This is a genomic window from Mycobacterium sp. NGS34, assembly GCF_059812845.1.
On sequence record NZ_JCALDM010000005.1, the window covers coordinates 257,897 to 278,840 of the forward strand.

Annotated in this window: 16 protein-coding genes and 1 tRNA gene; 9 read left to right on the plus strand and 8 right to left on the minus strand. The window is 67.7% G+C overall.

Going from position 1 to position 20,944, the window contains the following annotated elements; all coding sequences use genetic code 11:
• Positions 1 to 435 carry a hypothetical protein gene (locus AC5Y7V_RS15280; RefSeq protein ID WP_499880870.1) on the minus strand — a complete coding sequence of 145 codons (435 nt, stop codon included), beginning with the start codon at positions 433 to 435 and terminating at the stop codon, positions 1 to 3.
• Positions 436 to 750: 315 nt separating this feature from the next.
• On the opposite strand from AC5Y7V_RS15280, the gene AC5Y7V_RS15285 reads away from it, so the two are divergent.
• Positions 751 to 1,041 (plus strand): DUF4189 domain-containing protein, encoded by a 291-nt coding sequence (locus AC5Y7V_RS15285; RefSeq protein WP_499881033.1) that lies wholly within the window; start codon positions 751 to 753, stop codon positions 1,039 to 1,041.
• A 24-nt stretch (positions 1,042 to 1,065) separates the two neighbouring features.
• Here the strand turns inward: AC5Y7V_RS15285 and AC5Y7V_RS15290 are convergent, their stop codons facing one another.
• Positions 1,066 to 1,836, minus strand: a complete 771-nt coding sequence (locus tag AC5Y7V_RS15290) for an enoyl-CoA hydratase (RefSeq protein ID WP_499880871.1) — start codon at positions 1,834 to 1,836, stop codon at positions 1,066 to 1,068.
• A gap of 131 nt (positions 1,837 to 1,967) precedes the next feature.
• On the opposite strand from AC5Y7V_RS15290, the gene AC5Y7V_RS15295 reads away from it, so the two are divergent.
• Entirely contained in the window at positions 1,968 to 2,216 is a 249-nt protein-coding gene (locus AC5Y7V_RS15295) for a hypothetical protein (RefSeq protein WP_499880872.1), read from the plus strand.
• A gap of 3 nt (positions 2,217 to 2,219) precedes the next feature.
• Here the strand turns inward: AC5Y7V_RS15295 and AC5Y7V_RS15300 are convergent, their stop codons facing one another.
• Entirely contained in the window at positions 2,220 to 2,648 is a 429-nt protein-coding gene (locus AC5Y7V_RS15300) for a nitroreductase/quinone reductase family protein (RefSeq protein WP_499880873.1), read from the minus strand.
• A 63-nt stretch (positions 2,649 to 2,711) separates the two neighbouring features.
• Between AC5Y7V_RS15300 and AC5Y7V_RS15305 the strand changes: the two genes are divergently transcribed.
• The 4 genes from AC5Y7V_RS15305 (at position 2,712) to AC5Y7V_RS15320 (ending at position 14,836) form a co-directional block, all read left to right on the plus strand.
• Positions 2,712 to 3,272: a TetR/AcrR family transcriptional regulator gene (locus tag AC5Y7V_RS15305; protein WP_499880874.1), complete on the plus strand. Its 561-nt coding sequence runs from the start codon at positions 2,712 to 2,714 to the stop codon at positions 3,270 to 3,272.
• Positions 3,273 to 3,378: 106 nt separating this feature from the next.
• Positions 3,379 to 12,996, plus strand: a complete 9,618-nt coding sequence (locus AC5Y7V_RS15310) for a fatty-acid--AMP ligase (protein WP_499880875.1) — start codon at positions 3,379 to 3,381, stop codon at positions 12,994 to 12,996.
• 272 nt (positions 12,997 to 13,268) lie between these two features.
• Positions 13,269 to 14,033, plus strand: coding sequence for a DUF732 domain-containing protein (locus AC5Y7V_RS15315; protein WP_499880876.1), 765 nt, complete (start codon positions 13,269 to 13,271; stop codon positions 14,031 to 14,033).
• Positions 14,034 to 14,275: 242 nt separating this feature from the next.
• Positions 14,276 to 14,836, plus strand: a complete 561-nt coding sequence (locus AC5Y7V_RS15320; protein WP_499880877.1) for a hypothetical protein — start codon at positions 14,276 to 14,278, stop codon at positions 14,834 to 14,836.
• 37 nt (positions 14,837 to 14,873) lie between these two features.
• Here AC5Y7V_RS15320 and AC5Y7V_RS15325 read toward each other — a convergent pair whose 3' ends face one another.
• The 4 genes from AC5Y7V_RS15325 to AC5Y7V_RS15340 all read right to left on the minus strand — a co-directional run bounded on the left by AC5Y7V_RS15325 (position 14,874) and on the right by AC5Y7V_RS15340 (position 16,823).
• Entirely contained in the window at positions 14,874 to 15,563 is a 690-nt protein-coding gene (locus tag AC5Y7V_RS15325) for a cutinase family protein (RefSeq protein ID WP_499880878.1), read from the minus strand.
• Positions 15,564 to 15,649: 86 nt separating this feature from the next.
• Entirely contained in the window at positions 15,650 to 16,081 is a 432-nt protein-coding gene (locus AC5Y7V_RS15330) for an Hsp20/alpha crystallin family protein (RefSeq protein WP_499880879.1), read from the minus strand.
• 132 nt (positions 16,082 to 16,213) lie between these two features.
• A complete protein-coding gene (locus AC5Y7V_RS15335; protein ID WP_499880880.1) occupies positions 16,214 to 16,501 on the minus strand; it encodes a hypothetical protein in 288 nt (95 codons plus the stop codon).
• A 175-nt stretch (positions 16,502 to 16,676) separates the two neighbouring features.
• Entirely contained in the window at positions 16,677 to 16,823 is a 147-nt protein-coding gene (locus AC5Y7V_RS15340; RefSeq protein ID WP_499881042.1) for a hypothetical protein, read from the minus strand.
• On the opposite strand from AC5Y7V_RS15340, the gene AC5Y7V_RS15345 reads away from it, so the two are divergent.
• Both AC5Y7V_RS15345 and AC5Y7V_RS15350 read left to right on the plus strand, forming a co-directional pair.
• The gene (locus AC5Y7V_RS15345; protein ID WP_499880881.1) at positions 16,768 to 18,654 is read left to right on the plus strand and encodes a PE domain-containing protein; all 1,887 of its coding nucleotides are present in this window, start codon (positions 16,768 to 16,770) and stop codon (positions 18,652 to 18,654) included. The two genes, AC5Y7V_RS15340 and AC5Y7V_RS15345, sit on opposite strands and share 56 nt — an antisense overlap.
• A 301-nt stretch (positions 18,655 to 18,955) precedes the next feature.
• Positions 18,956 to 19,294 carry a hypothetical protein gene (locus AC5Y7V_RS15350; RefSeq protein ID WP_499880882.1) on the plus strand — a complete coding sequence of 113 codons (339 nt, stop codon included), beginning with the start codon at positions 18,956 to 18,958 and terminating at the stop codon, positions 19,292 to 19,294.
• A 57-nt stretch (positions 19,295 to 19,351) separates the two neighbouring features.
• On the opposite strand, the gene AC5Y7V_RS15355 is transcribed toward AC5Y7V_RS15350, so the two are convergent.
• Positions 19,352 to 19,425 (minus strand) — tRNA-Arg (locus tag AC5Y7V_RS15355).
• A 182-nt stretch (positions 19,426 to 19,607) separates the two neighbouring features.
• Here AC5Y7V_RS15355 and lipQ point away from each other — a divergent pair.
• Positions 19,608 to 20,855: an esterase LipQ gene (lipQ, locus tag AC5Y7V_RS15360; RefSeq protein ID WP_499880883.1), complete on the plus strand. Its 1,248-nt coding sequence runs from the start codon at positions 19,608 to 19,610 to the stop codon at positions 20,853 to 20,855.
• Positions 20,856 to 20,944: the final 89 nt, after the last annotated feature.

Consider the following 20,944-nt stretch of genomic DNA (forward strand, 5'->3'; position numbering starts at 1 on the left):
TCAGGAAGACGCCGGTGTCTGCTTGATTTCTATCTTGTCGGTCTCGGTGTAGCCCGGCGGTCGGCCGCAGGCCGGCACGATGTAGGTGTGCTGGGCCGTTCCGGTGAGGGTGGTCGGATCCCACGTCATGTGCGAGCTCGCCCCGTATTGGGTGTAAGAACCGTCCGCGCAACTGATGTTGTTGAGCGTGTCAAGCACCCATTGACCGTCGACCAACCGCGCCTGGCTACCGCCGGCCCCGGCTTTTATCCAAAGGCATCCATCGCCGCAGGTGTTGACCGTCCAACTGGTGGTCAGGGTTCCGCCGGAAGGCGTGGTCGCGGTCTCGGTGTAACTGCCGTCCATCGTCGGTGTGTCGGCCCACGCCGTACCGGCCGCGCCGACGACACAACCGGCGAACATGGCGGTTGCCACAAACCCCCGTGCGATGGCCATGCTGGTATTCCCCTCTTGATCCCGTCAGTGCCACGAGCACTGTTTGATGGTGTATCACAGGTTGCGCCTCTTCGCGATTTGAAAACTGCCGCCTCGCGGCGAATGTGCAGGTCAGCGCGGTGGACGCATGGCTGCTGTCGCGCCGGAAGCCGCGACGGGGGAGAATCGTTTACTCGCGTTTACCTGCGCCACTGCGGCGCAGCGCAACGGAAAAGGGCGGGGAGCGCCATGAAGAAACCAGCAGTGGCAGCGATCGCGATCGGCATGGCATTCGCAGCAACGCCGCTCGCGCATGCCGACGACCCGTGGATCGCCATGGCGATCTCGGACTCCACGGGGAAGATCAAGTTCAGCACTGGAGGAAGCAGCCAATCCGACGTCGAGAAAACGGTGATGTCGGCCTGTCGCAGCACGATCAGCGACTGTCGTCTCTTGGCCAGCGGGCCGGGCGGGTGCGTCGCGATCGCCATGCCCCCGGCGCACACCCGATACTTCGGCGGCTGGGGTCCCACGCGTGCTGACGCGGAGGCGGCCGCCGTGGCAAACTCCGCCGGCGGAACGGTTCTGGCGGACCACACCCACTGCGCGGGAGATCCCGGGAGCTAACGGCTCGCCCCAACCGGCTGCCGGCTACCGGCGCTTCGCCGCGGCCAATCTGCTTGCGAATTCCGGCGATTGGATGGAGAACGCCTGCGGCCCAAGCTCCGTGCGCATGGCCAGGTCGTGCTGCTCGGTGTCCATCGTTCCGGGGTTGATCGTGGCGCGCATCGTCGCCTTGGTCGCCAGCACCACGTCGCGGGGAGCCGCCGCGGGGCCGGCGGCCAGCTCCAGTGCGGCGGCGACGGGGTCGTCGGCGACGCTGAGCGCCAACCCGTGCCGCACGGCGGCTTCGGCGTCGAAACGCATCCCGAACAACAGGGCCGCGCGCGCGACCTGGGGACCCACCGCGCGTTGCAGCATCCAGGTCGCGCCCCCGCCGGGATGGAGCCCCAGCTTTTGGAAGCGGGCGTCGAACAACGCGCCGGGCCCCGCGATGCGCACGTCCGCGGCCAGCGCCAGGTTGAGGCCCGCGCCGACGGCCGCCCCGTTGACCGCGGCGATCGTGGGCAACCGGCAATTGCCGACGGCCATGAACCCGTCGTAGATGCGCCGCAGGCCCGTCTCCGCGGCTCCGCTACCGGCGGCGCCCAGGGCGCTCAGGTCGGCGCCGGCACAAAACGCCTTGCCCGCGCCGGTGACCACGACGGCGTGCACGTCGGGATCGGCTTCCGCCCGCTCCACGGCCTCCCGCAGCCGCGCCGACATCTCGTCGGTGAACGCGTTGCGCCGATCGGGGTCGTTGACGGTGATGAGCGCGACGCGTGCGTCGACGCTGTACAGGACGGGGTCGGACTGGCTCACCCGGCTAACGGTACTTGGCGCGTTCACCGGCCCAAACGCCCGCCAAGAATCCATTCAGGATCCCTCAAGCCGTCGCGCCGATGCTGACTTCACGAGCACGAACGACCCAGCATCTGACGGGAGGAGCCCCCATGCGCACCACGGCGGAGAAGAAGGCGAACAGGAAACTCGGATTCCTCCGGTTGGCGATGGTGTCGTCCGCCACCGCGATCATCATCGCGATCGGGATGGCCGTCGCCTACTTCAATCTCCCGGCCGCCGGCCACCCGTGCTCCGTGCGGAACGCCACCGCCCGGGACGCCGCCGGGCGCACGATGTGGTGCAACCCGACGGCGGAGGCGACCCGCGACGCGGTCTGGCAGTACGCGCCCGGCGCGTAATGACTAGTCGGTGAAGTCGACCCGCACCGACACGGGCGTGGTTTCCAGCGCCTTGACCATCTTGGCCGCCAGTCGTCCGAACTTGCGGGCGCGCGCGACGACGTCGTCGTCCGGCCTGAACGTCGCGACCCCGGTGCGCCACCGATTGCCCTGTCGCATACGGACATTCGGGTTGTCGGTGAGGTTTCTTCCCCAGCCGGAGCGGGTGCCGTGCTGGCAGATCACCCACGCGCCGGCGTCGTCGAATTGGGCCGACACGGGAACCCGGCGGGCCTGTCCGGTCTTGCGGCCGATGGTCTCCAGGTCGGTGGCCATGGTGGTGCGCACCCCGAGTGCGCTCAGCCCCTTCACTGCCGGGTTGAGCAGGTAGCGCCCGATCGCACGTTCCCTGCGGAACTTGCGCAGCGTCTTTTGCTCGTTGGTGCTCGTCATGGCCTCACGCTAGTAGACCGATTGGTATAGTTCAACCCCGAGCTGCAACGAAAGGCGAAAATTATGTCGGCGCGGGATGCTCTCATCGCCAGTGTCACCGGGCTGGTGCGACGGCGGGGCGTCGCCGGAACCGGCCTCAACGCGCTGCTGGAGGACAGCGGGGTGGCGCGCAGGACCGTCTACCTGAACTTTCCCGGCGGCAAGGCCGAGCTCGTCGCCGAAGCCACCCGCCTCGCGGGGGAGGCGTTGAGCGCGGTGATCCGGTCGGGTGACGACAGCGATCCCGCCCAGGCGGTCCAGACCTTCATCGACGAATGGAAGACGCAGCTGAGCGCGACGGAGGTAGAAGCGGGCTGCCCGATCGTGGCCGCGGTCCTCGGCCGTTCCGAAGCGCCGGCAGCCGCCCAGGCGGCGCGCGAGGCTTTCGATGAGTGGCAGACGGTCCTGGCCGACCGGCTGGCCCGGGCAGGCGCGGATCGCGACACCGCACGCTCGCTGGCGATTCTGACCGTCGCCGCCATCGAGGGCGCAGTCATCCTCGCGATCGCGACGCGGTCGACGGCTGCGCTCGACGATGTCGGGCGTCACCTGGTCGAGGTCATCAAGCTGCACCTGCCTGCCTAGCGCGGCGTCCCAAGCGAAAACGCGTGTGCTCAACCGCGCGCCGTCGGCTTGTTCTGGGCTGGGCGGTTTCGCCGACGCCCCGTGCGTTCATCGGTATCGTCAAGCTGTGCTTGAGCATTCCATTCCCGCTGTCCTGCGGGAGCGTGCCAGTTCGCGGCCCGACGACCTGGCGTTCACGTATGTCGACTACGAGAACGATTGGGAGGGCGTCGCCGAAAGCCTGACGTGGTCACAGCTGTATCGGCGCACGCTGAACCTGGCGCGGGAACTCAAAGCCTGCGGGTCGACCGGGGACCGCGCCGTGATCCTGGCGCCGCAGGGCCTCGAGTACGTCGTCGGGTTCCTGGGCGCGCTACAGGCCGGTCAGATCGCGGTTCCGCTGTCGATGCCGGTGGGTGGCGCCAGCGACGAGCGGGTCAGCGCCGTCCTGCACGACGCGTCGCCCTCGACGATTCTGACCACATCCGCCGCCGTGGACATCATCGCCGAGTACGCGAAGTCGGAGCCCGGCGCGCCATCGGTCGTCGAGGTCGATCGGCTGGATCTTGACTCTCGGCTCGCGGCCGCCGCGGACACCGACGGCGAGACGAGCATCGCGCACCTGCAATACACCTCCGGTTCGACCCGCACCCCCGCGGGAGTCGTCGTCTCGCACAAGAACATTCAGGTCAACTGCGAACAGATCATGGCCATGTACTACGAGGCGGACGGCGGGATGGCCCCCTCGGACACCACCGTGGTGTCGTGGCTGCCGTTGTTTCACGACATGGGTTTGATCCTGGGTATCGCCTTCCCGGTCCTGTGGGGATTCCCCACCGTGCTCACCAGCCCGCCGTCCTTTCTGCAGCGCCCGGCGCGGTGGATGCAAATGCTGGGCGGCAACCCGCACGCCTTCTCGGCCGCACCCAACATCGCGTTCGAATTGGCGACACGAAAGACGTCGGACGAGGACCTGGCGGGGCTGGACCTCGGGGGCGTGCACACGATCCTGAACGGCGCCGAACGCGTGAACCCCCCGACGCTGTGGCGCTTCGCGGACCGGTTTGCGCGCTTCAACTTCCGCCCCGAGGCGTTGCGTCCCTCCTACGGACTCGCGGAAGCCACGCTCGTGGTGGCGACGCGCGAATCGGGTCACCCCCCGGTGACGGTTTCTTTCGATTCGGAGCAGATGACCGCCGGCCATGGCGAGCGGTGCGCGGACGGTGCCGGTATCCCGCTGGTCAGTTACGGCATGCCCAAGTGGCCGATCGTGCGGATCGTCGACCCCGAGACGAGCATGGAGTGCCCGGAGGGAACGGTCGGCGAGATCTGGACGATCGGCGAGAACGTCTGCTCGGGCTATTGGCAGAAACCCGAAGAGACAGAACGTGTCTTCGGCAGAACGATCGTCGGCGCGTCGGATGGCACACCGGAGGGGCCCTGGCTGCGGACGGGGGACCTGGGCTTCTACTCCGAAGGCGAGATGTTCATCGTCGGCCGCATCAAGGATCTCTTGATCGTCTACGGGCGCAACCATTCTCCCGACGACATCGAGGCGACCATCCAGGAGATCACCCGCGGCCGCTGCGTGGCGATCGCGGTTTCGGACGACGACGGTCCCGAGAAACTCGTCACAATCGTCGAACTCAAGCCCGGCGGCGATTCCGAAGAGGACGCGCAACGGTTGATCGCCACCCGGCGTGAAATCATCGCGGCGATATCGAGGACGCACGAACTGAGCGTCGCGGATCTCGTTCTGGTGCCCCCACATTCGATTCCCCTCACCACAAGCGGCAAGGTGAGGCGACGGGATTGCTCAAAGCTCTATCAGCAGGGCGCCTTCACCCGTTTGGACGCGCACATCGCCCCGTCAACGCCGCACGCGGTCGAGGACACCGCCGCGGACGCCGGGGCCGACTCGGGATTGGCCCAACGTGTCCGCACCCTAAGCCAGCAGCAACATGACCTGCTGGTGGGAATGGTCTGCGCGCAGGCGGCGGCGGTGTTGGGGCGCCCGAGCCCGGACGACATCGACCCCGGATCGGCGTTTAGGGACCTGGGTTTGGACTCGGTGAAAGCCACGGAGCTGCTGGATCGGCTCAGGACCGAAACCGAGTTGCCGTTGCCGCCGACGCTGGCGTTCGACTATCCCACCCCCGACGAGTTGGCCGCCCGCCTGGCCCAGCTGCTGATCGGGCCGGTCGCGGCGGCCTCGCCGGTGGAATCGCAGGTTGCCGTGGACGAGCCGATTGCGGTGGTGGGCATGGCATGTCGGTTCCCGGGTGGGGTGGATTCGCCGGAGGCGTTGTGGGATTTGGTGGCGACCGGCACCGACGCCGTCGGGAGTTTTCCAGCCGACCGGGGCTGGAACCTGGGGGAATTGTTCGACCCCGACCCGGATGCGGTGGGCAAGACCTACACCCGCTCCGGAGGATTCCTGGCCGACGCGGCCGAGTTCGACGCGGAGTTCTTCGGGATCTCGGGGCGCGAGGCCCAAACCATGGATCCGCAGCAGCGGCAGCTGCTGGAGGTGTGCTGGGAAGCGTTGGAAACGGCCCGAATTGACCCCGCCGGGTTGGTGCGTACGGAGACCGGCGTGTTCGTCGGCGCGTGGTCACAAACGTACGGCGGGGGCAGCTCGGAGGGTGTGGAGGGCTACGCGCTGACCGGCCTGTCCCCAAGCGTGGCGTCCGGGCGAATCGCTTATGCGTTGGGGTTGCAGGGCCCGGCGATCACCATCGACACGGCGTGTTCGTCGTCGTTGGTGGCCACGCATTTGGCGTGCCAGTCGCTGCGTAACGGGGAGTCGTCTCTTGCTCTGGCCGGTGGGGTGACGGTGATGGCGACGCCGTCGGTGTTCACCGAGTTCGCGCGGCAGCGTGGCCTGGCCGCCGATGGGCGGTGTAAAGCGTTCTCCGCCAACGCCGATGGCACCGGCTGGGGCGAGGGTGCCGCGGTGCTGGTGTTGGAGCGGCTCAGCGATGCCCGGCGCAATGGGCATCCGGTGTTGGCGGTGATCGCGGGTTCGGCGATCAACCAGGACGGCGCCTCGAACGGGTTGACGGCCCCGAACGGGCCCTCTCAGCAACGCGTGATCGCTCAGGCCGCGGCCAACGCGGGGGTCGGGTTGGATCAGGTCGATGTGGTCGAGGCGCATGGCACCGGCACGACGTTGGGGGATCCGATCGAGGCCGGCGCCTTGATTGCCACCTACGGCGCGGCGCGCGGCCCGGAGCGCCCGTTGTGGTTGGGGTCGATCAAGTCGAACATCGGTCACACCCAGGCGGCGGCCGGGGTGGCCGGGTTGATCAAGATGATCGAGGCCCTCAATCACGACAGCCTGCCGCCGACGTTGAACGTGGATCGCCCCAGCCCGCACGTGGATTGGTCGGCGGGCACCGTGCGGCTGCTCACCGAAGCGGTGCCGTGGCCGGACACCGATCATCCCCGCACCGCGGCGGTGTCCTCGTTCGGGATCAGCGGCACCAACGCCCACGTCATCCTGCAACAAGCGCCCGCGGTGCCGGTCGAGTCGGCCGAAGAACCGGAGGGTGTCGACTTCGGGTTGCGGGTGTGGCCGCTGTCGGCGCGCACGCCGGCGGCGTTGTGCGGACAGGCCGACCGGCTGCACCACCACCTGCTCGCTCACCCGGACCTGGATCTCGCCGACGTGGCCTACAGCCTCGGTACCACCCGCACCCACCACCCGTACCGGGCCGTGATCACCGGAGCGGTCGACAGCGCCGATCCCCGTGAAGACCTGCTGGCCGCGTTAGACGCGTTGCGTGACGGCCACGCCCACCCGCAGCTCACCCAGCACCACTATCTGGCTCAGGTTCGCGGCAAGACGGTGTTCGTTCTGCCCGGGCAGGGTGGCCAATACGCCGGCATGGGCCGCGAGTTGTATCAACGCCATCCGGTGTTCGCGGCGATGGTCGATGACTGCGACGAGGCGTTGCGCCCGTTCACCGGGTGGTCGGTGCGCGAGGTGCTGTTGCAGGCGCCGGGGGCGCCGTCGCTGGATCGGGTGGATGTGGTGCAGCCGGTGCTGTTCACGATGATGGTGTCGCTGGCCGAGGTGCTGGGCTTTTATGGCATCACCGCGGACGCGGTGATCGGTCACTCGCAGGGCGAGATCGCCGCGGCCTACATCGCCGGGGTGTTTTCCTTGCCCGAGGCGGCCCAGATTGTGGCGCGGCGCAGCCAGGCGTTGGGCGAGCTGTGTGGGGCCGGGGCGATGGCCTCGGTGCTGCTGGGCGCCGAGGCGCTCGAGCCGCTGCTGGGACCGTGGAACGGGGCGTTGAGTGTGTCGGCGATCAACGGCCCGTCGCACACCATCATCAGCGGCGAGCCGAACGCGATGCAGGAGTTCGGCGCGGCGTGTGAGCGTGATGGCATCCAGTTCCGTCCGATTGCGGTGGATTACGCGTCGCACTGCGCTCAGGTCGAGGCGGTGCGCGAGCGGCTGCTGGCTGACCTCGGCGAGCTGTCCCCGGCCTTGGCGCGTGTTCCGTTGTATTCGACGGTGGGGCAGGCGGTTTCGGGTGATCCGTTGGACACCACCACGATGGACGCCGAGTATTGGTATCGCAACCTGCGTGAGCCGGTGCGTTTTTATGATCGGGTGGCCGAGCGGCTGGCCGCGGGGGAGTGCACGTTTGTCGAGCTGTCCCCGCATCCGGTGTTGGCCCCCGCACTGTCCGACACGCTGGCCCAGAACCCAGGGCGGGCCCAGTCGACCGTCGTGGTCACCCTGCACCGGGAACGTGCCGATCACGACAGCCTGGCACTGGCGTTGGCGCAGTTGCACACTCACGGCCACAGCCCCTCCTGGCAAGCCCTGTACCCGCGCGCCCGCACCGTCGCGCTACCCACCTACCCCTTCGACCACCGCCGCTACTGGCTCGCCCCCACGCCCGCCGACGACGCCGCCGCACTCGGCCTGGACCGCGCCGACCACCCGTTGCTGGGCGCGGTCGCCGAATTGGCCGACGAAGACCAGATCATGGTCAGCGGGCGGCTCTCGCCCAGCACCCAGGAGTGGCTGGGCGGCCACCGGGTCAACGACACCATCCTGTTCCCGGCGACAGGTTTCATCGAGGTACTCCTGCGGGCCGGTGAGTTGGCCGGCTCCACGGTGATCGACGAGCTGATCTTGCACACCGCCCTAACCCTGTCGGAGCAGGCGCCGACCGATCTGCAGGTCCTGGTGCACGCGCTCGACGAGCTGGGCCGGCGTCCGTTCAGCGTGCACTCGCGCCCCGGCGGCGAGCATCGCGCCGCGTGGACGCTGCACGCCAGCGGCGCGCTCAGCGCCCGTCAGCCTGCCGCCGGCACCCCGCCGCCGGCGGTCGGTGCGGAGGCGATCGATCAGGACGACTTCTACGACCGGCTGGCCCTGCAGGGCTACAACTACGGCGGTCCGTTCCGGTCGGTCCGGGGCGTCGGCACCGATCCGGGCCGGGCCGACGTCGTCTATGCCGAGGTGGCACTGCCCGCCGGCACCGATGTCACCGGCTACGGCATCCACCCCGCCCTCCTCGACGCAGCGCTCCACCCATTGGCTTCCGCGTCCGACTGGGCCGATCCGGGCTCGCCGCGGATCCCGTACGCGCTCAACGGAATCAGCTTGTACGCCACCGCGGCCACCCAGCTGCACGTCCACCTCACTCGCACCGGCGAGGACACGTTCGCGCTGCACGCCACCGACCCCACCGGCGCGCCGGTGATCACCATCGGCGCGTTGACGTTGCGCGCCGTCTCCGACCAGATCGGCCGGCCCGGTTCGATCGCCGGGCTCGCCGACAGCATGTTCGAGCTGACCTGGCCGGCGGCGCCCGATCTGGCCGCGCTGTCGGGTGCCCAACCACCGGCGGTGTGCACCGACAACGACCTCGCCTCGGTGACCGCGCCCCCGGAGTTGGTGATCTGGCCGCTGCCAAACGGCGACGATGCCGATCCGCTGCGGCGAGTGCACGCCCTGACCCGCGATGTCTTGGCCCAGCTCCAGGGCTGGCTGGCCCGGCCCGATGCCGCCGACACCCACCTGGTGATCGTCACCCGTCGCGCGGTGAGCGTCGGCGCGTATGACGGTGTCCCGGATTTGGCGCACGCCGCGGCCTGGGCGCTGATCCACACCGCCCAGAATGAGCACCCCGACCGCATCACCCTGATCGACACCGACGACACCTCCCTCGACAGCCTGCTCGCCATCGCCTCGACGCGCCCGGCGGGCGAGCCGGAGCTGGCCGTGCGACATGGCGCCGTGCACATCCCCCGCGTGGCCCGCATCGCGACCCTGACCCCGCCGGACGCTCCCGAGTGGAAGTTGGGCACCACCCGAAAAGGCGACCTGAGCAACCTGGCCCTGCTGCCCACCGAGCCGCCAAACACCCTGGCGGCGGGGGAGATTCGTGTTCAGGTGCGGGCCGCCGGGCTGAACTTCCGGGACGTGGTGGTGGCGCTGGGCGCCATCGCCGATGACGGAATGGGTAGCGAGGGTGCCGGGGTCGTCCTCGAGACCGGCCCGGGCACATCGCTGCGTCCCGGGGACACGGTGATGGGCCTGTTCCCACACAATGCGTTCGCGCCCACCGCCATCGCCGATGAGCGCATGGTGGTGCCGATCCCGGCCGGCTGGTCGTTCACCCAGGCCGCGTCCGCACCGATCGTGTTCCTCACCGCCTATGCCGCTTTGGTCGAGATCGCCGGGTTGTCGGCCGGCCAACGGGTGCTCATCCACGCCGGCGCCGGCGGCGTCGGTCAGGCCGCCATCCAGATCGCACACCACCTCGGTGCGGAGGTTTTCGCCACCGCCCACCCGAACAAACACCACGTGCTCAGCGGTCTGGGGCTCGACCCCGCCCACATCGCCTCGTCACGCACCCTGGAATTCGTCGACACCTTCAAGGCCGCCACCGACGGGCAGGGCATGGACGTCGTGCTCAACAGCCTGGCCGGCGAGTTCGTCGACGCCTCGCTGCAATTGCTGCCCCGTGGAGGCAGTTTCATCGAGATCGGCAAGACCGACATCCGCCGGGCCGACGACATCGCCGCATCCCATCGGGGCGTCGACTATCGGGTCTATGACCTGTCCAGCGCACCGGCGGACGACCTACAGCCCGCCTGGGCGGCCCTGACCGAGATGTTCGCCGCCGGTGTCCTCAAGCCGCTGCCCACCACCAGCTACGGCCTGCTGAACGCCCCGCATGCCTTCCGCGACATGAGCCAAGCCCGCCACACCGGAAAGATCGTGCTGGTCCCGCCCGCGGTATTGGATCCCCAAGGCACGGTGCTGATCACCGGCGGCACCGGGATGCTGGGCGCGCTCTTCGCCGAACATCTGGTCACCCGCCATGGCGTCGAGCACCTATTGCTGTTGTCCCGCAGCGGAATCGACGCGGCCGGGGCGGGCGAACTGCAACAGCGGCTGGCCGGGCTGGGCGCCCAAGTCGCGATCGCCGCGTGCGACACCGGCAACCCGGTCGAGGTGGCCGCGGCACTCGACACGGTGCCCGCAGAGCACCCGTTGACCGCCGTGATCCACGCCGCCGGCGTCCTCGACGACGCGTTGGTGACCGACCTGAGGCCCGAACAACTCGATGCGGTCTTGGCCGCCAAGGCCGACGCGGCCTGGCACCTGCATCACCTCACCGCCGACCGCGACCTGGCCGCGTTCGTCCTATTCTCCTCGGCCGCAGGCACATTGGGCAGCGCCGGGCAGGCCAACTACGCGGCCGCCAACGCGTTCCTGGACGCGCTGGCGCACCACCGCCACCACACTCAACGGCAGGCCACCAGCGTGGCGTGGGGCTACTGGCAGACCCCGTCGGGCATGACCGCCCACCTCAGCACGAGCGACCTGACCCGCCTGAGCAGCACCGGGCTCACCCCCATCACCAACGAGCGCGGCCTGGCGCTGTTCGACGCCGCGCTCGCCAGTCAGCCGACCAGCCTGCTGGCCAGCCCGTTCAACACCGGCGCGCTGGCCCGCCAGGCGCGCAACGGCACGCTGGACCCGATCCTGTCCGCCCTGACCACCGGCCGCCCACAAGCCGCCACCGCCAGCCCGAAAACGCTTGCCGCCACCCTGGCCGGCCAAACGCCGCGGCAACGGCTGGACACCCTGACCGCGATGGTCACCGCTACCACCGCCGCCGTGCTGGCCCACCCCGACCCGGCCGCCCTCGATCCCGACAGTCCCTTCAAGGAGCTCGGCATCGACTCCCTGACGGCCCTCGAACTGCGCAACACGGTCAACCAACGCACCGGCCTGGCCCTGCCGGCCACGCTGGCGTTCGACCATCCCACCCCGGCGAAGCTGGCCGGCCACCTCGCGGAGCTGCTCACCGACACGGCCGCACCCGCCGCCCCGGCGGCCCAGGTCAGCACGAATGGTGTTGAGCCGGTGGACGATCGGCTCGCGTATCTGGACCAGGCGGCGTTCCTCGCGCTGCGCGCGGTGCACGGCGCGCTGATTCAGGCCACCTGGATATACGACCGCGCCGTCGATGTCGAGGGGTTGAAGCGTTTTCACCGCAATCTCGGCCGCGGGTTGTTGGGACGCCGGATCGCACGGGCCGCGTTGCCGTTCGCGCGTGATCGCTGGGTGTTGGCTCCGGAGCCGGAGGAGATCGACTTCGCGGCGAAGCCGCGGCCGCGTTCCGAGGTGAACGCGTGGGCCGACGAGCGGGCGCGGCGCCCCATCGACCCGGAGTGGGGGCCGGCCTGGCATCTCGGGGTGCTTCCGCTCGAAGACGGCGGGACCGCGGTGAGCCTGGTGGCTTCGCACACGATCGTCGACGCCATTGCGTTCGGCCAGGCGATAGAAGACGCCGCCGAGGGCCGGACGCGAGAATTCGGTTATCCGCCCGCGGGATCGCGCACGCTGGGGCAGGCGGTGCGTGAGGATCTCCGGCAGACCGTCAAGGACCTGCCCGAGATACGGCACGCGTTGGGTGCCGTGGCTCGACGGGCGCGGCGCGACCGCCAAGAGCTCAGATCGTCGGTGAAGGCGGCGCCTCCATCCCCGCGGTCGTCCGGCGACGACCAGCCGGTAGAGGTGCCCGCCCTGATCGCGTACATCGACCTGGCGGAATGGGATTCCCGCGCGAAAAGCCTTGGTGTGAGCAGTAACTCGCTGGTCGCGGGAATCGCGTGCCGGCTCGCGGTGCGGGTCGGGCGCGTCCAGGACGACGGAACGGTCACCCTGCGATTCCTGGTGTCGCTGCGGACCGACGGCGATACCCGCGGCAACGCACTCACAAGCGTTGACGTCACGGTCGATCCCACGCGCGCGGCGACCGACCTCGCGGACATGCAGGCCAAGATCACGCAGACAATCCTCGCGGCGATGGAGGACCCCGACAACGAGTGGCTGGCGCCGCTGCCGCTGGCGGCGCTGACGCCCGTGTGGGCCGCCAGGAAGGTAGCGGGGATGGCGACCGGCGGTTCCACCCTTCCCGTGACTTGCTCCAACGTCGGTGATCTGTCCCCCGCGGCGAACCGGCCCGACGGCACCGATGCCGACTATGCGTATCTGAGAAACCTCGAGCCCGATATGAAGAAGAGCACGCTCGAGGCGATGGGCGGACAACTGTTCCTGGGTTCGGGTCGGGGCCGCGGCAAGATGTTCATCAGAATCTCCGCGTATCTGCTCGGGCGGTCGAATACCAAGGATGAGCTGCGCGAAAACGTGTCACGCACCTTCGCCGAATTCGACCTGAATGCGGAGATCGACTACTGACTGCGGCGATTGGCCCGTCGCAACTGTTTCGGCTTGTAGCGCAACGTATTTGAGCTGACCCGGAGGGGCCGGGAAAATCGGGTATTTACCGCGGAATCGCGGTGATTTATTATGAACGCAATGGTTAACAAACGATGAACAAATGGTGAACGAATTCTAGGTTAGCAGCGTTTGGCGCGTGCGCCGTGGAACCGGAGGGGCGGCACACGTACGCGGTGTAGATGGCAATTCGCCCGTCGCGTGACGGCCCGATCAGAATGGAAATCCCTCCTATGTTCACCGGCACCATCAGCCACTCCGGTGCCCTGGTTACCGCCATTGTGGTGCTGACTGGAGCTGCATTTCTGCGCGGCGGCGCGGCGGTGGCCGACTCGAACCAGGACGATCAATTCCTGGCGCTGCTCGATCAAGAGGGCATCCCCGCGCTGCGCGGCGTCCCCAGCCTTATCGAAACCGCGCACGACGTTTGTCGCACCCTCGATGCCGGCATGTCGGCGGCCGGCTTGGTGGACGCGATGGTCAACAACGCGGTTGGCATCGATCCGGGCGAGCGCGATTACACCCCCGGCCGCCTCGCGCGCACCGAGGCCCGCTTCATCACCGCGGCGGTGGGGGCTTACTGCCCCTACGATCGCGGCAAGATCGCCTCGATCCGGACCGGGGCGGCCAACTTCCGCAGCGATCTACGCGGCGCGCCGTCGGCGCGACCGATCGGCGAGATCGACGATCCGAACCCGCCGCAGCTTCCAGCACCGCCGCCGCAGGCGGCGCAGATCCAGACGCCGCGCCTGCCGATCGCGGCACCGTCGGCACCGAAGCGCCCGCCGCCTCCGCCGCAACAGGTCAAGCCCCCGCCGCAACAGCCGCCGCCCCCACCGCAGCAGATGGAGCCCGCCGGTGGCCCTCAGCCGGGAGGCGCCGGCGGCAACGGCGGCGGCGGTAATGCCGGCGGCGGCAACGGCGGTGGCAGCCCCGGGGGGAACGGTGGTGGGGTTCCGGCGGATCCGTCGCCGGGATTCGTCCGGCTCGCACCGTGACGTCTGCGCCGACAACGCTGCCCCAAAAAGAAGGCAAGCAGCAAATGGAGTACTGAACTACTCGTGGTGTTCCGCGGATATGGCGTGACAATTCAGAGACCGAAATTTAACGGTAACGGCACTGAGAGCGGAAGCATCGCGATCAGTGCGATGGAAAACGCCATCCGGCAACACAATTAACTACAAGTTCTGCGTATTGGGGTAGAACCATGGCATCGCATGCACAGGACCCCGGCAACCCCATGTCGGTGGCCAAGATAACAGGGCTCTTCGCGGTCGGCGCGGCGATTATCGGCGCGATCCCGACTTCCATCAGTTTGCTCAGCCACGAAGCTTCAAATTCGAAGGTGTCGTCGAGCACCGTCGCCGCGCCGTCGACGACCACGACATTGTCCAACGGGCAGGCCGATACCGGGATCAGGGTCAGCCCGCTAAAAGACGGGAAACTGACCGTGTCGGGCGCCGCCCAAGCGAGCGTGAGCGGCATGTATGTGCTGATAGGCCCAAAGCCGTCTGGTGGGTATGACACCGGTTGCGGGAACGTCGTGGACCAGCAGTGGCAGGCTGAGGTCGTCACGGACGCGTCGTGGCAGAAGTACCCGCTGCAGACTTTCCCCGCCTACCGTGCCTGCGAGCGGGGCACACGTGCGATCGCCCAGAAGTTCATCTTCCAGGGGACTGAACCGACGACTCCGCCACCACCAGTTCCGGCCGACGTGCTGACGTGCGCGGCGCAATACGGGCCGAGATGCTTCGACAGCCCGAACTTTGGACCGCCTTCGGTATACCAACCGAATCAATGACGAGTTGATCGTCAGTTGGTGCGGCTGACAGAGCAGCTCAGAGGTGGCTCGCCACGAAAGACGCTGCCTGACCGGGCATTCCGGAGTGCTGATACGACAAGTGGGCCGGCGAGAACATGTCATCGTGCGTAGGCAGTGACAGGCCCCCACCCGGTGAGCAAACCGGATCACCCGGCGCGCACAAGTCGATGGCCTTGGCCCCGTACCACGGGCTGGCCTCGTTCATCGGCCCCACTACCCGGTCCGCCATATTCCCGAATACCGCCACGGCGGCAACGTGATCCGCCTCGTCCGCCGACAGCGTGTCGGCGTTGAAGCCCGCGATTGACGCCCGGGCGATGGTGATCAGGTCGATCACCATCGCGCCTTGGGAGTATCCGCCGAGCACCAGCTTGGTGTTGGGACAGCTCGCAACCATGGATTGGACATGAGCCTTCGCGTCGCCGGCACCGGCGGACGCCGACGGCGGCCAATCTTCGGTCGCGGGGTAGTTGACGGCGTACACCCCGAGGGTCCGGCCCCCAACCTGTGAGCGCAACGAATCGACAAACGCCTGTCCGACGCCACCGACGCCGGGCGGTTCGCCGGTGCCGCGGGCGAACGTCACCTCGACGTCGGGGCAGGCAGCGGCCGGGGCGGAGGGGGCGAGGATCGGCGCGCTCAGCAGCGCCGCCCCGGTTGTCAACACCGCGGAAACGAGAAAACGAGCCAATGGGCGCGCGTTCACGGTTCCCATGCTGACATATCGGGATCGAAACGTTCCGCCCGGATCGCGCTACCGGGCAGGGTGTCAGGCGCAACCCGGCCGCGGAGTCACTCCCGCGTTTGGACCTCGATCCGCTTCGCCGCCGGCGCACCGTTGGGCACCGGCACCGAGATGGCGAGTATGCCCTTTTCGTAGGTGGCGTGAACGTCGTCGACGTCGGCTCCGGCGGGCAGCGGAACCGAGCGCGCGAAGGCTCCGTAGCTGAATTCGGACCGTCCGTGGGATTCGACCGCCTGGCTGCGTACGGCCTTGATGGTCAGCATCCCGTCGTGCACGGTGATGTCGATGTCCTTCGCGGGGTCGACGCCGGGAATCTCGGCGCGCACCTCGTAGCGGCCGTCGTCCATCCCGTCCTCGACGCGCAGCACATTGCGGTCGAAGAGGGGACGCAGGCCGGCCAACAGGGGAGCGCCACCGAAGAGCTCGGTGAGGTCGGGCATCAAGTTTCTGGGCTGACGCTGGACTGGCAGGGTTGCCATGAAGTCTCCTGAAATCGTTGCATCTCTTACGATTTCGATCGAACCACTGTGCGGCCGCCGGTGCTAGACCGCGCCCGCCGATGTTGCCGAGAGGTTCATGGCGCGTTCAACCCATCGGCCGGCATGCGCGTTCTAGCCCACTTGCTTCAGCGTGTAGTGAGCATTCGTCCGTCTGGGGTCATCTGCGAGCCTCTTCACCTCTTGGCGGATCGGGTCCACGGCACCGCCGAACACGCCGGGGCAGCCGTCAGGGCACCGGACTTCCCACCACGAGTCCGACGGGTGCTGCGGCCACGCCGCGAGCATTCCGCCTCTCGGCTGATAGCCGATCTCGGCGGCAAACTTCCGGAGGTTGCCGACGTGGTGGTGGGCCGGACAGAAGAGCACCAGATCGATGCCGAGGTTCTCTGTTTCCGTCATGGCCGCCATTCTCGCCTGTCCTGCGAGCCAGTTCCTGCGTTTGTGGCCGCATGCCCGTGCATTACTCGGATAGCGTGGGCCGGTTGTCGGCGATGATTAGGTTAGGCTATCCTTCAGCCTGCCACTGCGGGAGCCGACTCGCTTCGACTCTTTATACCTCCCAACGATGGCGAGTTCATCGCGGACTTGTTACGAGATCTTGGGAGGCGGCAATGTCATTTTTGAGCGCGGCGCCGGACGTAATAGCAGCGGCGGCAACAGATTTGGTGAGCATCAGATCGAGCATCATTTCGGCGATGTCGTCGGCCGCGACCTCGAGCACGGGGGTACTTGCGCCCGCCGCGGATGAGGTTTCGACGGCCATCACGGCGCTGTTCAACGCCCACGGCCTCTCGTATCAGGCGCTCAGCGCCCAGGCGTCTGAGTTTCACGCAAAGTTTGTCCAGAGCTTGGTCGCGGGCGCGGCCTCGTATGCGGACACCGAGGCCGCCAACATCCTGCTGAACCTGCCGAGCCTGGGCATCGGCAACATCGGCAGCGGCAACCTGGGCAGCGGCAACTACGGCAGCTTCAACTTCGGCGGCGGCAACAGCGGTCCCGCCGGCGGCAACCTCAACTTCGGCTTCGGCAACTGGGGTTCCTATAACTTCGGCGCCGGCAACGGAAACGCGTACGCGGGCTCGCCGGGCGCGTCTTTCTTCAACCTGGGCAACGGCAACATCGGGGAATTCAACATCGGTTTCGGAAACGTCGGTGGCGGCAACATCGGCATCGGCAACGGAGAAACGATCGCAGCTGCGCGCGGCAACCTGTCCATTCTGAACGTGGGCGTGGGCAACTCCGGCAGCTACAACGTGGGCCTTGGGAACCTCGGCAACTTCGACTTCGGCATCGGCAACAAGGGCAATGGTGATATCGGCATCGGGCTGACCGGCGACCACCAGATTGGCTTTGGCGGAATGAACGGCAACGGGGTTGGTTTCAACCTCGGCTTCGGCAACAACGGCAGCTTCAATGTCGGTCTCGGCAACACGGGCAACGGCAACTTCGGCTTGGCGAACACCGGCAACCATGACATCGGCATCGGACTGACCGGCGACCACCAGATCGGCTTCGGCGGGTGGAACTCGGGGAGCGGGAACTCCGGGTTATTCAACTCGGGCGCCGGCAACACCGGAATGTTCAACTCCGGCAACGGCAACACCGGGTTGTTCAACACGGGCAACCACAACTGGGGTATCGCGAACTCGGGTACGACCGACACCGGCATCGGCAACACCGGCCTTTTCGATACCGGCTTGTTCAACGCCGGCGACTACGCCACCGGCGGCTTCAACCCAGGTGGCGGCGGCGTCTTCGAAGGGTCGACCCTTTCCGGCAACACGGGCTTCTTCAACACGGGCGACGAAAACACGGGTCTGTTCAACGCGGGTACCGACAACGTCGGCCTCTTCAACTCGGGCACGTTGAACATGGGCTGGGCCAACGCGGGCACCGACAACCTGGGCTTCGACAATGCGGGCGTGGGGAACACCGGCGGCTTCAACAGCGGGGGTGCCACCACGGCGTCGATGCTGGCCGGAAACACCGGGTTCTTCAACTCGGGCTCGGCGAACACGGGGTTGTTCAACTCGGGCAACACCAACACCGGTTTGTGGAACTCGGGCAACGTCAACACCGGCTTCGGCGGCACGGGCAACCACACCGGCAACTCGGGCTTCGGGAACACCGGCACGGGCAACTCTGGGTTTTATAACTCGAGCGACGGCAACTCGGGCTTCTTCAATTCGGGCAGCGGGGGCTTCAACTCGGGTTACGGGAACTTCGGCGACGTCGGGTACAACGAGGGCTTCTTCAACTCTGGCAGCGGCACCTTCAACACGGGCTTCTTCAACTCGGGTAGCGGCAGCGGCGACGTGGGCTACGGGAACTACGGCAGTGGTGGCAGCAACGTCGGCTTCTTCAACGGTGGCGACGGCGGCACCGACATCGGCTTCTTCAACTCGGGTGCCGGCGGCTTCAACACCGGTTTCGATAACTCCGGCGATGGCTTCAGCTCGGGCTTCGGAAACAACAACACCTCGGGCACCAGCGTCGGCAACTCGGGTGGCTTCAATACGGGCACCGGGCTGGCGGGTTTCCTGCGCTGGTGAGGTGCTTCGGTCAACCGCGCTGAAGCGACGTGCGGGGCCGTCAAGGATCAACCGAAAGCACTGTCGAGCGTCAGCGCCTGACCGGCGCCCCCGGCATCAGGCCTAGACCGGTTGCGCGGACGCGGGACGCCGCCGCCGGAAAGGCCTTCTCCCGCTCGAATCTTGTGCCCACGGGCGTGACCACGATCACGCGCGCCCAGGCCAAGTCATGACGTTAGTCAGTTGACTACAGTCGTGGATTGTGGTGTAGTCAAGTGACTAACCCGGGCTCGCTCGCCCATAACCGCAAGGAGAACCCACCATGACCACAGCCCACGCGCGCGGTCGAGGAAACGACCTGGCGATGGATCTCGACCTTGCCGCGCCCAGCGGGGCGACCTGCGTCGATGAGTGGGGGAACTTCGCGGGGGCCTTCCGGGTGTTCGACGGCCCGGAGTGGCGAATCAAGCGCGCTGTCGACCACGGGCGAGGCGCGTGTACCGGTGACATCGTGGTGTCGGTCATCGGCCGGCAGTACGCCGACGGGCACGCCGAGCGCGAGATCATTATTGACGGCCCGCACACCCCGGTCATCACCCCGACCGAAGCGCGGACGCTGGGCGGCGCGCTGATCGCCGCCGCAGACGCCGCTGACCTGTGATTGGAGGGTCGATTCCGAGCTGCCCAGCGTTCGCCACCGGCCGGCAAAATTGTGCAGTGCCCCCGGCACGACTCGAACGTGCGACCTAGGGATTAGAAGGCCCTTGCTCTATCCACCTGAGCTACGGAGGCAATGTGCAGGTCAGTCTATCGAACGCGACACGCCGAAGACGCGCGGAGCGCGACGCGCCCGAAAAGTCTTCCGCCGCCGCACTTATCGGTTATGGTGTGAGGCCTCGACACACGTACAACATCGGCTGATCATCAGCCGTTAACCGCAACGAGGCGTGTGCCTAACGTCGAGGGGTGCGTTAATGAGCGTGGCCTTGAACTTGACTTCGCGGTGCTCACAGGCCGGTGCGCAGGCTTTGCGACTGGCGGCCGACGCCAGGGACACGTACCGCGCCGGCGCGCTGTTGCTGCGTGGCTCGCCGTTCGCGGTCGGTTGGTTCGCCGGCTGGCTCTCGGCCGAATTTCCCCCACACGTGGTGACGGGACACGCGCTGTCCCGGGTATCGCCCCCCGCGATTGGCCGCGTCGGTACCACGTGGGCCGCGCAAAAAGCCGACGAAGCCCTCAACGCCGCCCTCATCGATTGCTTCGGGCCCGACTTTCGTGAGCTGGTGCGCCACCCGGCCTACGTCCAGTCCGAGGCCCCGCCGCGGGGCGGGCTGTTGCGCAGGCCCGGGCCGCACCGCCGGTACGCGGCCCAAACGTCCGACATCTCCTACGGCCCCGGCGGCAGCGAACACCTGCTGGACATCTGGCGGCGCCATGACCTGGCGCCCGGCCGTCGCGCGCCGGTGCTCATCCAGGTCCCCGGAGGGGCGTGGGCGGTCAACGGCAAACGCCATCAGGCCTACACGCTGATGAGCCACATGGCGGAGCTCGGCTGGATCTGCGTCTCGATCAACTACAGCAAGAGCCCCCGCTGCACTTTTCCCACCCACCTCATCGATGTGAAGAGGGCCATCGCGTGGGTCCGCGAGAACATCGCCGACTATGGCGGCGACCCTGACTTCCTCGCGATCACCGGGGGGTCGGCGGGCGGTCATCTGGCGTCACTGGCCGCGCTGACCCCGAACGACCCCGCGTTCCAGCCCGGATTCGAGGACTCGGACACCACCGTCCAGGCCGTCGCGCCCTACTACGGTGTCTACGACTTCACCGATGTGCAGAACATGCACGAGATGATGCTGCCGTTCCTCGAGCACTTCGTTCTCAAGTCCCGCTACAGCGAGAACCCCGAAAGGTTTCGGGCGGCCTCGCCGATCACGTACGCGCACAGCGAGGCCCCGCCGTTCTTCGTGTTGCACGGCGAGAAAGACGAACTGGTCCCCAGCGGCCAGGCGCGGGTCTTCTGCGCGGCCCTGCGGGACGCCGGCGCGGCCACGGTGGGCTACGCCGAACTCGCCAACGCGCACCACGCGTTCGACATCACTCCGACGGTGCGGTCGCGGTTGGCCGCCGGGGCCGTCGCGGACTTCCTCGGCGTCGTCTACGGCCACCGCGCCGGGTCGCTGGCGCATTCGTTGCCACTGTCTGCGACTACGGCCAGCTGAGCCGGCGCCGCTTCGCCGACGGGATCGCGCCTTTCACCAGCCCGGCAAGCCGACTAGCGTTGGGTGAGCAATCCGGTTAGCGGGTCCCA